Here is a 13,360-nt window from a genome sequence, read left to right as displayed (position 1 = left end):
GGCCGGGAGCGCGGGTCAGAACGCCGACATCGAGCGGTACAGCCGGCGGTCGACCTGCGGGGCCCGCAGGGCCGCCGCGCTCGTCAGACGCCCGATCTCGGCGACGGTCAGGGGCTTGCCGCCGGCCACGCGGATGCCCGACTCGACGGCGCCGTCCATGTAGCCGCTCCAGCCGTCGGCGATGTCGCCGCCGGCGAACTTGACGCGGCCGTGCGGCTTCTGGATGTCGCGGTGCAGCCGGGTCAGCTGGAACGGCTGCCGGAAGGCGCCGACCCCCAGCGCGAACTCGTCCGCGTGCCAGTCGTGGGCCGTGTAGCTGAGCAGCTGGGCGTCCGGGAGGATGTCCTTCACCGCCGCCTCGACCTGCCCCCGGTCCCGTACGTCGAAGGTGTCCTTCACACTGAACGCCACCACCGGCTGGCCCACGTCGAAGCGGCCCATGATGCAGATCGGGTGCCCTTCCGGGGCCTCCGCGACGAAGCGGTCGGCGGGCCGCTTCAGGTCCAGCCACAGCTTCTTCTCGTGCGGCACGCCGATGCCCGCGGTGGAGGCCGTGCGGTGCGCCTGCGGCAGCTCCGGGGTGAACCTGATCGTCTTCCACACGTTGACCGGTACGGCCATGATGACCTCAGGGGCGACGAACTGCTGCCCGGCGCGGGTGACGACCCGGACCCGGCTTCCGTCCTGCTCGACCGAGGCCACCGGGGAGTTCAGGCGCAGCGTGGGCGCCGCCTCCGCCAGGATGGCCTTGAGCAGAGAGATCGTGCCGTCCTTCGGACGGTAGGTGTTGACGCCGTGGAAGCCGTCGAAGTTCCAGCCGGACAGCGCCCACCACTGGGTGAGATGGGTCAGCGCGCCGCGCTTGCTGGAGCCGCCGTACAGCGAGGTCGTGCTGGTGAGCCGGATCTCGTCCTCAGGGGCGTACTTCAGCTGGTCGAGCCGGTCGCGCAGCGAGAACCCGTCGTGCCTGCGCACCAGGTCCTCGCGGTAGAGCGGCTCGTAGGGGCGCTCGAAGTACTCTCGGTTGCCGTCCTCGAAGAACGGGGTGAACAGCTCCTTCTGGCGGGCGTAGGCCTCGGTCGGGTCGTACTCCTTGAATCCGTCGAGGGTGGGCAGGATGCTTCGCTCGACCCCCGCGTCGGCGATGATCGGCAGCTTGTAGCGGTTCAGCTCCCGCCACACGTACGGCTGGAGCGGGTCCACCCAGGCGCCGCCGCGCTCGATCTGCTGCCCCTGGTAGGTGTCGGTCCAGGTCCGTCCTCCGATGCGGTTGCGCGCCTCCAGCAGGAGGACGCGCTTGCCCTGGGCCTTCAGTTCGCGCGCGGCGGTGACCCCGGCGAGGCCGGCGCCGACGATGATGACGTCGAAGTCGTTCTTCAGTTCCGCCGCGGCGGCCGGCCGTGCGGCGGCCGCACCCGTCGCGGTGACGAGCGTGGTGGCTCCGGCCGCCTTCAGCAGGGTGCGCCGCGGCAGCCGCGACGCGGTCCGGCCGGAACCGGACGCCGTGTTCTCGTTGGCCGGTATCGCGCCGTGCTCGTTGGGTGTACTCACATTTCTCCTCGATGTGTCGCCGGCATGAATGCCGGGCACTCCCCCGGATCTTCGGACCGTGTCCGGAAAACGCTGCCAACGTAGTCGAGCAGCGGCGATTTTCGGTCTTCCGCGGGTAATTCCGTTTGGCGGACGGCAGATGGGTTGTCGAGGATTGAAATGTGAGAACTACGTGCAGGCGGAATGCAAAAAGCCCCCGGGATACGGCTGGTGGGCCGTATCCCGGAGGCCGGGTGGAACGCGTCCGTCAGGCGGAGGGCTTGCGGAACTGCTCGATCAGCGCCGCGTAACCGCTGTCGGCGTGGCCGTCGGCCACCGCGCGGTCGGCGAGCGCCTTGAAGAAGCGGGGCAGCTCGGCGTTGATGCCGAGGGTCTCGCTCTCCTCCGCGAGGTGCTCCATCGCGTCCTGGTGGACCGTCATGGTGGCGTCGCCGGCGGGGTACTTGCCCTCGTCGATCTGCGGGGCGTACGCGGTCACGTACTCGGTGACCACGTTGATCATCGTGTTGGCCAGCGGTGCGAAGGTGGTGGCCTTCACCTTGGCCGTGCCCAGCAGGGCGGCGCCCTGGAGGAAGCCGTTGAGGATGCCCCACATGATGCCCAGCAGCGACATGTCGTAGAGCGCGGACAGCCCGTGGTCGGTGTCCAGGTACGTGGTGCCCGCGGCGCCCAGTGCGCGCAGCGTCGCCTCGTGCTCGTCGAAGGCCGCCTTCGGACCGCTGTACAGCAGCACGGCGGCGTCGGTGGCGATGTCCGGCGGGATCGCCATGATGGCGCCGTCGAGGTAGGTGGTCTCCACGCCCGCCGCCCACTCGGCGGTCTCGCGGGCCTGCGTCGAGGTGCCCGTCGTCAGGTTCACCACGGTCTTGCCCTTGAGCGAGCCGGCCAGCGGGTCGAGCAGCTCACGCACGGCGGTGTAGTCCGTGACGCAGACGACGACCAGCGGGCTCGCCGCGACCGCGTCCTCGACCGAACCGGCGCGGGTGGCGCCCTCGGCGACGAGCTGGTCGGCCTTGGCGGCCGTGCGGTTCCACACGGTGGTGGGGTGCCCCGCCTTGAGGAAAGCAGCGGCTAACGCCTGGCCCATCAGGCCCAGACCGATGACCGACACCGGAGCTTGGGCTGCGTTGGTGTTCGACATTGCGTACTCCCGTTCCAATTCACGCTGTGGTTTGCATGGTTTGCATCTCGGCGATGGTCAACCCGCTGCCCGCAACCCTCGCACCGCGGTCCGAGCGGCGGACAGTGGCAGAAGTGCCGACCTTCGCAAAATTCCCGCCGTAGGCTTGGCGGTATGACTCCTGGCTCTGTCGCCATCGCTCTGGTCAACGACACGGACATGCAGGTGTGCGAGGTCTACGAGACGGCCATCGCCTACGCGGTCTTCGGCGATCCCCAGCCGGACCTCGCCGACCCCTGGTACGACCTGCGGGTGTGCTCGGTGACCCCGCCCTCCGCCGCCGGCCCGGCACGGGGGTTCTCCGTCCGCACCACCCACGGCGTCGAGGACCTCGTCACCGCCGACACCGTGATCGTTCCCTCGGTGCCGGACGCCGTCGTCAACCGGGGGGAGTCCCTCCCGGCCGAGTTCGTCGACGCGCTGCGCCGCGCCCACGACGCCGGCGCGCGCATGGTGTCCCTGTGCACCGGGGCGTTCGCACTCGCGGAGGCCGGGCTCCTGAACGGCCGCAGAGCCGCCGCGCACTGGCTGAACACGGCCGACCTGGCCAAGCGTTACCCCGAGGTCGAGGTGGACGACTCGGTCCTCTACGTCGACGAGGGCCGGGTCCTCACCAGTGCCGGCATGACGGCCGGACTCGACCTGTGCCTGCACATCGTGCGCCGCGACCTCGGCGCCCACGTCGCCAACCAGCTCGCCCGCCGACTGGTGGTCTCCGGCCACCGGCCGGGCGGACAGGCCCAGTTCGTGGACCTCTCCGTCCCGGTCACCGACGACGACAGCCTCGCCCCCGTCATGGACTGGGCCGCCCGCCACCTCGACCAGCCCCTCACCGTCGACAGCATGGCCAAGCAGGCCGGGATGAGCACCCGGACCTTCTTCCGGCGCCTCCAGGCCGCCACCGGGATGACCCCGCTCAAGTGGCTGCTCAACCAGCGCCTCGCGCACGCGCAGACCCTGCTGGAGACCACCGACCTGCCGATCGAGCGGGTCAGCGAGTTCAGCGGCCTGGGCACGGCGGCCAACCTGCGCCGCCACTTCACCCTGCACGTCGGGGTGACGCCCACGGACTACCGCCAGTCCTTCGGGGCGGCCCCGGCCCGCCGCAACACCCTGGCCGACGGGCGGTTGAACCCACGGGGGCCCGGACGTCCGGCGCACCCGGGCCCCCGCAGGGGCTACGCCCCGGCTGCCTCCTCGGCGGTGCGGGGACCGCTGACGCCGTAGGGGTTGTCGACGACGTAACGCCAGTTGCCGTCCTCGCCGCGCTGGAGGACGTCCACCGCGACGCCCTCCAGGTGCTCCGGGTTGCCGTCGGCGTCCTTGGTCTCCATCGACCACTCGACGATCAGCATCGCCGTGTCACCGGTCACGAGGGTCTGGAGCACCTTCGCGTCCACGGTCGGGCCGTAGGACATGAACTCCTTGACCCGGTCCCGACGGGCCTGGCCCGTCAGCGGCACTCCCGGGTCCCAGACGCCGACGGCGTCCTCGGTGTACATCGAGTTGACGGCGTCCGCGTCACCGGAGTTGAACGCCTCGCCGAACATCTCCTGATGCGTCTCGATGTCGCTCGACAAATACTTGTCGTACTTTCCGCTGGCCATGGATGAGCCGCTCCATTCATTCCCCCGCGAGGGAGTTGGACGAGAGTTGACAGATGGACATCGGGCGGATTGGGCATCGCGCCGCGCATTTCGACCCGTTGAACGCTACTGGCCGCCCGGAACGACCGGGCCACACCCCGGTAACCACCCCTGACCAGCTGTGGAGAGACCGCGGTTACCGTGCCGAGACCGCCTCCCAATCCGTCTCGGCCGCGTATACCCGGAAGTCACGCGGCTCCCGGCCGAGAGCCCGCCGCACACCGTCGGAGAGATAAGCCGTCCGGCCGTCACGAATGGTGTCGAAGAGCTCGTTCATGAAATCCGCGAAATCCCGTGCGTAGCCCCGCCCGACGAGATGCCGGGCGTATTCCTCGCGGTCCACCACGACCGGGCGGACCTTCCGTCCCGCCGCCTCGGCGATCAGGCCGACGCACTCGGGGAACGTCATCAGCCGCGGCCCCGACAGGACGTACAGCTCGCCCGCGTGCCCCTCCTCGGTGAGCGCGGCCACGGCGACGGCCGCGATGTCCTCGGCGTCGATGAACGGTTCGACGCCCTCACCGTCCGGCAGGATCACCTCGCCGGCGGCGACGTCCGGCGCCAGCAGCCGGTCCTCGCTGAAGTTCTGCGAGAACCACGTGGGCCGCAGGATCGTCCACTCCGCCCCCGACTCCCGCACCGCGCGCTCGGCGGCGAACCTGCCCTCGTCGTGTGCCCATTGCTCCAGGGTCCGCGCGGAGAGGAACACCAGTCGCCCGACGCCCCGCCGGGTGGCGAACGCGGCGAAGTCCGCGAGGAGTTCCGCCGCGTGCGGCCCCTGTTCGTCCACCACGTAGACCGCCTCGACGCCCTCGACGGCCGCCGCCCATGTCTCCTTGTCCCACCAGTCGAAACGCCGAGCGCCCGAGCGGGACGCCACCCTGGCCGTACGCCCGCGCTCGGCGAGCTGCCGCGCGACGCGGCGGCCCGTCTTGCCCGTACCACCGAGTACCAGAACGGGATTGTCGTTCATGTCACCTGCCGTCAGAGAGAAGCCGTCAGAAAGAAGCCGTCAGAGAGAAGCTGTCGGGGAAGTCCGGGGACAGCCGGAGGGGAAGGGTCAGTGGGGCTCGGTCGCCAGGGGGGCGTCCGGGGACGCCGCGCGGACGGCCGACTGGATCTCCGGCGCGACCAGCGCCTCCGGCGGGTCGACCAGGAAGACCACACGGGCGTACGAGGTCAGCAGCGAGTGGTCGCGGGTGGCCGCCTCCAGGAGCTGCCCCACATACGCCTGCTCCTCCCGCCACTCCTCGGTGCGCTCGCCCTCGACGCCCGGGAAGGCGAGGTCGGCGCCGGTCGTCATCGACCACACCGCGTCCACGGCCCCCTCGGCGAGGTCGGTGAAGTACTCCTCGGCACGCGGCGCGCCCGGCCGGGACACATGGTCGCGGAGCACCATGGCACCCAGGGCGGCGACCGTCATGCCCTGCCCGTACACCGGGTTGAAGCTGCACACCGCGTCGCCGAGGACGAGCAGCCCGGCGGGGAACGAGGTCATCAGCTCGTAGCGGCGGCGCAGGTTCGCCGGGAAGCGGTACGCCACCGGGTCGCCCAACGGCTCGTGATCCTTCACCGTGTCGTAGATGTCGGTCCCCGACAGTGACTTCAGGAACGTGAGGAACCCCTCCGAGTCGTGGGGCGGGTAGTCGCTGAGGAAGCCGTACGCCGTCACCACCGTGCGGCCGCCCTCGATGGTGGCGCAGATCGCGCCGCGCCCGGTCTCCGGCGAGGCCACCACGTCGATGGAGATGTCGTCGCCCATCAGCTCCGGCGGAAGCCGGAAGTACTGCGTGGTGTAACCGACCCCGATCCGCTGCTGGTCCTCCGCCACCTCCGGGAAACCCAGCTCCGCCAGCCACGCCGGGGTGCGGGAGCGTCGTCCGGTGGCGTCCACCACCAGATCCGCGGCCAGCTCGCGCGAGTGGCCGCCCCCCACCACCGACACCCCGACGACCGTCCGCCGGTCCTCCGACGTCAGCAGCCCGGTGATGTCGTGCCGGTGCAGGAACGACACGTTCGGCAGCGCCCGCACCCGGGTCCGCACCCGCTGCTCCAGATGCGGCCGGCTCATCGACAGCAGAAGCATGTCCGAGTGGGGCTGCGGCATCCGCCGCCCCTCCATGACCCAGCGCACATTCGCGGTGACGTCACCGGTCACAGCGCCGGTCGAGATCAGCTCGTCGGTGATGCCGGGCAGCAACTCCTCGATGATGTGCCGGCCACGCGCCAGCAGGGCGTGGACGTGGTTGCCCTGCGGCACGCCCTTGCGTGGCAGGTCGTCGTCCGTCAGCTCGTCCCGGTCCACCACGACGACCTCGTCGTACGCGTCCGCCAGCACACGCGCCGCCAGCAGCCCGGCCATGCTCGCGCCCAGCACGATCGCGCGGTTCCGCTCAGCTGTACCCACGGTTGTCGCTCCTCACTGTGTAGAAATCCCTGGCCGCGCGCAGGGGGGCGCGGCTCATGCGTCGGCCGCCGGCACCCGGTGGGCGCCGGCCTTCGGGAAGTAGCCGGCGCGCTCGAAGAACCCCACGTACTTCTCGAACAGCTCGCGCCCGATCTCCGGGCACTCGATGCCGGTGCCGACCAGGGCCTGCTCCGTCTCCGACACGTCCAGCGGCGGGTAGGTCGCGCGGCCGTCGCCCGCCATGAGGGCCTCGAAGGCGTCGAGCAGCGGCACCAGCGCGTTGTCGCGGTCGGCCCGCACCCGCTCCCGCCAGCTGTCCCAGTCCAGGACCGGCAACTCGTAGCCGTACGACCGGAGATGGTCGACGAGGTCGGCGAAGGCCTGGTGCTGCTCGTTGAACAGGTGGAACGTGCAGCCCGCGGCCTCCTCCCGGGTCGCGAGGGTGGTGATCGTCCCGCTGACGTAGTCCACCGGCACCATGTGGAAGGACCCGGCGAGCCGGTCCGGCACCGCGCCCGCCCGGAGCAGGCCCTTCAGGCTCAGCCAGACGAAGTCCTTCGTCTGGCAGGCACCGGCCCGCTGGTCGCCGCAGACCACGTCCACCCGGTACATCGAGACCGGCAGCCCGCGCTCCCGCGCGATCCCGATGACCTGCTCGGCGACCCACTTGCTCTGCAGATAGCCGTTCCACAGCTCCTCGGCGGGGCCGGTCGGGTCGGTCACCTTCGCCGGGACGCCTTCGGCGCCGGGCGCGGGCGCCGGGAAGACACCGCTCGTCGAGACGTGGTGCACGGGCACGGTGCGGTGCCGGGCTGCCAGCCGCAGCACCTCCCGCGTCCCGTCCACGTTGGACCGCCGCAGCTCGGTGTACGGCCGCAGCCAGCTCACCGTGGCGCCCGCGTGGTAGACGACGTCGACGAAGCGCGCCAGATCGTCGAACTCGTCCTCCGTCAGCCCCAGCCGTGGCGCGGAGAGGTCGCCGACGACCACGGAGATCCGGTCCGGGTCCACCTCGTCGACGACTTCGTACCACTCCAGGTTCGCTCGCAGTCGCCGTTCGGCGTCGGCCCGGTCGGCGCCGCGCACCAGGCAGTGCACACGAGCCCGCGTCGAGCGCATCAGGTCGCGCAGGAGGAACGCCCCGAGGAACCCGGTGGCCCCGGTCAGAAGGATCTCGCGGGGGTCGACGGAGACCCGGCTGATCTCGCCGGCCGGCCGTACGTCGTCGTCGAGCCGCACCTCCGCGGCGAAGTCCACGGCCGCGGGGGCCGCTTCCGCGGCCGTCGTGAGCAGTTCGGCGCACAGGTGCTTCGTCAGCGCCGCCGGGGTCGGGTGCTCGAAGACCACGGAGGCCGAGAGTCGGAGTCCCGTGGCGGCGCCGAGCCGGTTGCGCAGCTCCACCGAGATCAGCGAGTCGAAGCCGAGTTCGGTGAAGAGCCGGTCGGGGCCGATCGCCGACGTGTCGCGGTGCCCGAGCACCAGGGCGACCTCGGCGCGCACGAACTCCGCCGCGATCTCTCGCTGTCGCTCCTCCGGCAGCCCGTCCAGGCGCTGCGCCAGCGACCGCGTGTCCTCGGCGTCGTCCTGGGCGGACGGCCGGGCCGGTGTCCGCGCCAGACCGGCGAAGACGCTCGGGACCTGGGCGGGGCGGGCGCGCAGGGCGGCCACGTCGAGGGGTGTGGCCACGAGCGCCGGCCGGCCCAGCCGCAGCGCGGCGTCGAGGAGACCCGGCCCGTGCTCCTCGGTCACCGGCAGCAGACCGGTGCGGGCGATCCGCTTCAGGTCGGCCTCGCCGAGTGCGCCGCCCATGCCGCCGGCCGCGTCCCAAAGGCCCCACGCCACCGAGGTCGCGGGCAGACCGGCGGCGGCACGGTGCTCGGCGAGCGCGTCGAGGAAGGTGTTCGCGGCGGCGTAGTTGGCCTGGCCGGGACCGCCCACGAGACCCGCCACCGAAGAGAACAGCACGAACACGGACAGATCGTGATCGTGCGTCAGCTCGTGCAGGTTCCATGCCGCCTCCACCTTGGGGCGCAGCACGGCCGCCAGCCGTTCCGGGGTCAGGTCCGCGATCATCCCGTCGTCGTTCACACCGGCCGTGTGCACGACCCCGGTGAGGGGGTGCTCCGCCGGGACGGTCGCGAGCAGGGCACCGAGGGCCTCCCGGTCCGCCAGGTCGCACGCCGTGATCGTCACCTTGGCGCCCAGCTCGGCCAGCTCGTCGGCGAGTGCGTCCGCACCGGGGGCCGCCGGGCCGCTGCGGCTGACCAGCAGCAGCCGCGACACCCCGTGCTCCCGGACCAGGTGTCGCGCGAAGAGGGCACCCAGCGCCCCCGTACCACCGGTGATCAGGACCGTGCCGTCGCGCCGCCAGGGCGTGGGCGCCGGCACGTCGTCGGCCGGCGCCGGCCTGGCCACACGCGGGACCAGCACCGTCCCGCCGCGCACCGCGACCTGGGGTTCGCCGGAGGCGACGATCGAGGGCAGGGCCTCCGCCGACGCCGGGTCGTCGTCCAGGTCGACCAGCATGATCCGGCCGGGCATCTCCGACTGGGCCGAGCGCAGCAGACCCCACACCGGGGCGGCGACCAGGTCGGACACGCCGGCCCGCCGGTCGGCGCCCCGGCCGGTGGCGACCGCGCCCCGGGTCACCACGACCAGCGGGGTGTCGGCCGACCGCTCGTCCGACGGCCAGGACCGGACGAGGGCCAGCGCCCGCCGGGTCGCCTCCTGCGCCCGTGCCGCCACATCGCCGCCCGGCGCGAACACGAACGGGGCGAGCAGCGCGTCGAACGGGACCGGCGAGTCCAGGGCCGTGTCCACATCGGCGATCCTGCGGACGTCCTCGAACCCGAGGTCCCCGCAGCCCGTCTCCAGCACGGCCAGCGCGGCGCAGTCCCGGTCCTCCGGAACGACCGGGTTCCAGGCGACCCGGAACAGCGAGTCCAGCGGACGCGACCGGGCCACGGCGACCTCGGCCGCGTCCACCGGGCGGGCGACGGCCGAGGCGATCGACGCGACCGGCCGCCCGGACGGGTCGGCGAGCCGTACCGCCCAGCCGCCCTCGGCACCGGGGGTCAGCCGCACCCGCAGCGCGGAGGCGCCGACCGCGTGCAGCCGGGCCCCGCGCACCTCCGCGACGACCCCACCCCGCCCGGCCGCGAGCAGCGTGCCGTGCAGAGCGGCCTCCAGCAGCGCCGGGTGCAGCCCGTACCCGGCGACGTCGGTGCCCTCGGCGGGCGCGACCTCGGCGAACAGCTCCCCGTCGCGGTGCCGGACGGCCGAGACACCCGGGTACGCCGCCCGCTCCCCGTCGGCCCCGTCCAGGGCCTCCGCGCCCGCCGGCGGCCAGGCCCCCAGCTCGAACGGGGCCTCCCGGCCGGCGGGACTCAGGGTCCCCGAGGCGGCGACGGTCCACGCCGGGTGGTCCTCGTCGGCGCCCGTGTGGACGGTGAACGCGCGGGTGCCCGTGGGGTCCGGCGCGCCGACGGTCAACTGGACCCGGATCCGCGAGCGTTCGGGGAGGACGATCGGGCGGCGCATGGTCAGCTCGTCCACGACCGTGCAGCCGACCTCGTCGGCCGCGCGGAACACCACGTCCAGCAGCGCGGAGACGGGCAGCACGACCTCGCCATGACGGGTGTGCCCGGCGAGCCACGGGGCCGAGCGGGCCGTGAAACGGGCGGTGAGGACCAGCTCGTCACGGCCGGCGATCTCGACCGCCGCGTCCACCAGCGGATGGCCGGCCGCGCCCCCGGAGCGCCCGGACGCCTCGGCGGGGCCGGACTCCAGCCAGTAGCGCTTGCGCTGGAACGCGTAGCTCGGCAGGTCCACCCGCCGCCGGGGCCCGGCCGGGGCGAAGAAGGCGGGCCAGTCCACGGGCACGCCCGCGCTCCACAGCCGCCCCAGCGCCGCCACCGCGGCCATGGGCTCAGACAGGCCGGACCGTACGGCGGCGACGGCGGTCACCGCACCGACGCCGGACACGCAGTCGTCGACCATCGCCGTGAGCACCCCGGCCGGGCCCAGCTCCAGGGTGGTGGTCACCTGCCGCTCGGCGAGGGTGCGGACCGCGTCCAGGAAGCGGACCGGCTGCCGTACCTGCTGGATCCAGTAGTCGGGCGAGCGCAGTTCCGCCTCGGTGGCGATGCGGCCGGTGACCGTGGACACCAGGGGGATCTCCGGCGCGTTCAGGGTCACACCCCGCACGACCCGGCCGAACTCCTCCAGCATCGGCTCCATCAGGGGGGAGTGGAACGCGTGGCTGACCACCAGCCGCTTGGTCGCGCGGCCCCACGAGCGGACCGTGGACGTGATCGCGGCGACCGCGTCCTCGTCGCCCGACACCACCGTGGACGAGGGGCCGTTGAGCGCCGCCACGCCCACACGCCCGCCGGCCCCGGCGAGGAGTGGCTCGACCTCGTCGGCCGTGGCCTGCAGCGCCACCATCGCCCCGCCCCTCGGCAGGGCCTGCATCAGCCGGCCCCGGGCGGCGACCACGACCGCCGCGTCCGCGACGGTGAGGACACCCGCCACATGCGCGGCGGCCAGTTCGCCGACCGAGTGCCCGGCGAGCAGGTCGGGCCGTACGCCCCATGACTCGAACAGCCGGTACAGCGCCACCTCGACGGCGAACAGGGCGGGCTGGGCGTAGCCCGTCTCGTCGAGTCGGTCGCCCGACGCGATCACCTCGCGCAGCGGCCGGTCCAGCAGCGGGTCGAGGTGCGCGCACACCTCGTCGAAGGCCGCCGCGAACGCCGGGAACGCGGCATGCAGTTCGAGGCCCATCGCGGCGCGCTGGGCACCCTGCCCCGTGAACAGGAAGCCGAGCCTGCCGGTGCCGGTCGCGCCGCGCGGCAGGGCCGGGGCCACCGCGTCCGGCGTGAACGCGCGCAGCGCGGCGAGGAGTTCGGCGCGATCGGCGCCCACCACCACGGCCCGGTGCTCCAGCCCGGCCCGCGTGGTGGCCAGCGCGTGTGCCACGTCCTGCGCCGACACCTCAGGATGCCGCTCGACGAACTCGGCCAGCCGCTCCGCCTGCGCCACAACGGCACCGGCCGTCCGCGCGGACAGAGGCCAGGGGACGGCGGGGAGGGGGACCGGGGGAGCGGGGGGCAGGGCGTTCGCCGGGCGCGTCGTCTCCGCCGGTGCCTCCGTCGGCTCGGGGGCCTGCTCGATGATCACGTGGGCGTTGGTGCCGCTCACCCCGAACGCGGAGACGGCGGCGCGGCGCGGGCGGCCCGTGTGCGGCCAGGGCCGCTCCTCGGTCAGCAGTTCCACCGCGCCGTCGGACCAGTCGACCAGCGGCGTCGGCCGGTCGACGTGCAGGGTCCTGGGCAGCACCCCGTGCCGCATCGCCTGGACCATCTTGATGACGCCGCCCACCCCGGCCGCGGCGGCCGCGTGCCCGATGTTGGACTTCAGCGACCCCAGGTACAGCGGACGCTCGGTCGGGTGGGCCGCGCCGTAGGTGCGCACCAGCCCCTGGGCCTCGATCGGGTCGCCCAGCCGGGTGCCGGTGCCGTGCGCCTCGACCGCGTCCACGTCCGCCGCGTCCAGCCGCGCCTCGGCGAGCGCCTGGCGGATGACCCGCTCCTGGGCCGGGCCGCTCGGCGCGGTGAGCCCGTTGGAGGCGCCGTCCTGGTTGACGGCGGTGGCCCGCAGCACCGCCAGCACGCGATGTCCGTTGCGTACGGCGTCGGAGAGCCGCTCCACGAGGAGCAGCCCCGCGCCCTCCGACCAGCTGGTCCCGTCGGCGGCGGCCGCGAACGACTTGCACCGGCCGTCGGCGGCGAGACCCCGCTGCCGGGAGAAGTCGACGAACCCGCCCGGCGTACCAGTGATCGTCACCCCGCCCGCCAGGGCGAGCGCCGACTCCCCGCTGCGCACGGACTGCGCCGCGAGATGCAGCGCGACCAGCGACGAGGAGCACGCCGTGTCCACCGTGACGGCGGGCCCCTCGAACCCGAACGAGTACGAGACCCGGCCGGAGACCACACTGCCGAGCTTGCCGGTCATCAGATAGCCCTCGAACTCCTCGGGCCCTTCCAGACCGAGGTACGTCTGTTCCACCGCGCCGACGAAGACACCCACGTTGGACGCCTTCAGCCCAGTCGGGTCGATGCCCGCGTGCTCGAAGGTCTCCCAGGCGGTCTCCAGCAGCACCCGCTGCTGCGGGTCCATCGACAGCGCCTCGCGCGGGGAGATCCCGAAGAACGCGGCGTCGAAGTCGGCCGCGCCGTCCAGGAACCCGCCCTCGCGGGTGTACGACGTGCCGGGCGTGTCCGGGTCGGCGTCGTACAGCCCCTCCAGGTCCCAGCCCCGGTCGGCGGGGAAATCCGAGATGGCGTCCCGGCCCTCGGAGACCAGCCGCCACAGATCGTCGGCCGAGGCCACCCCGCCGGGGTAGCGGCAGGCCATGCCGACGATCGCGACCGGCTCCAGCCGTCCGGACTCCAGCTCGGCGATGCGGCTGCGTGCCTTCCGCAGATCGGCCGTGACCCATTTCAGGTAGTCGGCCAGCTTCTTCTCATCCGCCATGGGGTGACTCACATCTTCTCGGGGACGGCAGTGACGTGC

7 protein-coding genes are annotated in these 13,360 nt (G+C 72.8%); 1 reads left to right on the top strand and 6 read right to left on the bottom strand.

Annotated elements, in window-relative coordinates; genetic code table 11:
* Window positions 1–15 precede the first annotated feature (15 nt).
* A complete protein-coding gene (locus ACFZBP_RS05410) occupies window positions 16–1,551 on the bottom strand; it encodes an FAD-dependent oxidoreductase (RefSeq protein ID WP_391410143.1) in 1,536 nt (511 codons plus the stop codon).
* 247 nt (window positions 1,552–1,798) lie between these two features.
* Window positions 1,799–2,692 carry an NAD(P)-dependent oxidoreductase gene (locus ACFZBP_RS05405; RefSeq protein WP_383456621.1) on the bottom strand — a complete coding sequence of 298 codons (894 nt, stop codon included), beginning with the start codon at window positions 2,690–2,692 and terminating at the stop codon, window positions 1,799–1,801.
* Window positions 2,693–2,845: 153 nt separating this feature from the next.
* On the opposite strand from ACFZBP_RS05405, the gene ACFZBP_RS05400 reads away from it, so the two are divergent.
* Complete coding sequence (locus ACFZBP_RS05400) at window positions 2,846–3,958, top strand: helix-turn-helix domain-containing protein (RefSeq protein ID WP_383456617.1); 1,113 nt, start codon at window positions 2,846–2,848, stop codon at window positions 3,956–3,958.
* Here the strand turns inward: ACFZBP_RS05400 and ACFZBP_RS05395 are convergent.
* From ACFZBP_RS05395 to ACFZBP_RS05380, 4 genes are all read right to left on the bottom strand, one after another.
* Window positions 3,910–4,338 (bottom strand): DUF4440 domain-containing protein, encoded by a 429-nt coding sequence (locus ACFZBP_RS05395; protein WP_234763416.1) that lies wholly within the window; start codon window positions 4,336–4,338, stop codon window positions 3,910–3,912. The two genes, ACFZBP_RS05400 and ACFZBP_RS05395, sit on opposite strands and share 49 nt — an antisense overlap.
* Window positions 4,339–4,513: 175 nt before the next feature.
* The gene (locus ACFZBP_RS05390; RefSeq protein ID WP_391410139.1) at window positions 4,514–5,350 is read right to left on the bottom strand and encodes an NAD(P)H-binding protein; all 837 of its coding nucleotides are present in this window, start codon (window positions 5,348–5,350) and stop codon (window positions 4,514–4,516) included.
* A gap of 87 nt (window positions 5,351–5,437) precedes the next feature.
* Window positions 5,438–6,784: an FAD-dependent monooxygenase gene (locus tag ACFZBP_RS05385; protein WP_391410137.1), complete on the bottom strand. Its 1,347-nt coding sequence runs from the start codon at window positions 6,782–6,784 to the stop codon at window positions 5,438–5,440.
* A gap of 54 nt (window positions 6,785–6,838) precedes the next feature.
* A complete protein-coding gene (locus ACFZBP_RS05380) occupies window positions 6,839–13,321 on the bottom strand; it encodes a thioester reductase domain-containing protein (RefSeq protein WP_391410135.1) in 6,483 nt (2,160 codons plus the stop codon).
* Window positions 13,322–13,360: the final 39 nt, after the last annotated feature.

The sequence above is a fragment of the Streptomyces sp. NPDC008086 genome, from assembly GCF_042957325.1.
GTDB lineage: Bacteria > Actinomycetota > Actinomycetes > Streptomycetales > Streptomycetaceae > Streptomyces.
The sequence above is the reverse complement of the archived record's forward strand: the minus strand, read 5'-3'. Positions and strand labels throughout refer to the sequence as shown.

Bases quoted from the DNA above. Each gene is read 5' to 3' on its own strand.
- ACFZBP_RS05405 (WP_383456621.1), bottom strand. From the start codon at position 2,692: ATGTCGAACACCAACGCAGCCCAAGCTCCGGTGTCGGTCATCGGTCTG.
- ACFZBP_RS05400 (WP_383456617.1), top strand. From the start codon at position 2,846: ATGACTCCTGGCTCTGTCGCCATCGCTCTGGTCAACGACACGGACATG.
- ACFZBP_RS05395 (WP_234763416.1), bottom strand. From the start codon at position 4,338: ATGGCCAGCGGAAAGTACGACAAGTATTTGTCGAGCGACATCGAGACG.
- ACFZBP_RS05390 (WP_391410139.1), bottom strand. From the start codon at position 5,350: ATGAACGACAATCCCGTTCTGGTACTCGGTGGTACGGGCAAGACGGGC.
- ACFZBP_RS05380 (WP_391410135.1), bottom strand. From the start codon at position 13,321: ATGGCGGATGAGAAGAAGCTGGCCGACTACCTGAAATGGGTCACGGCC.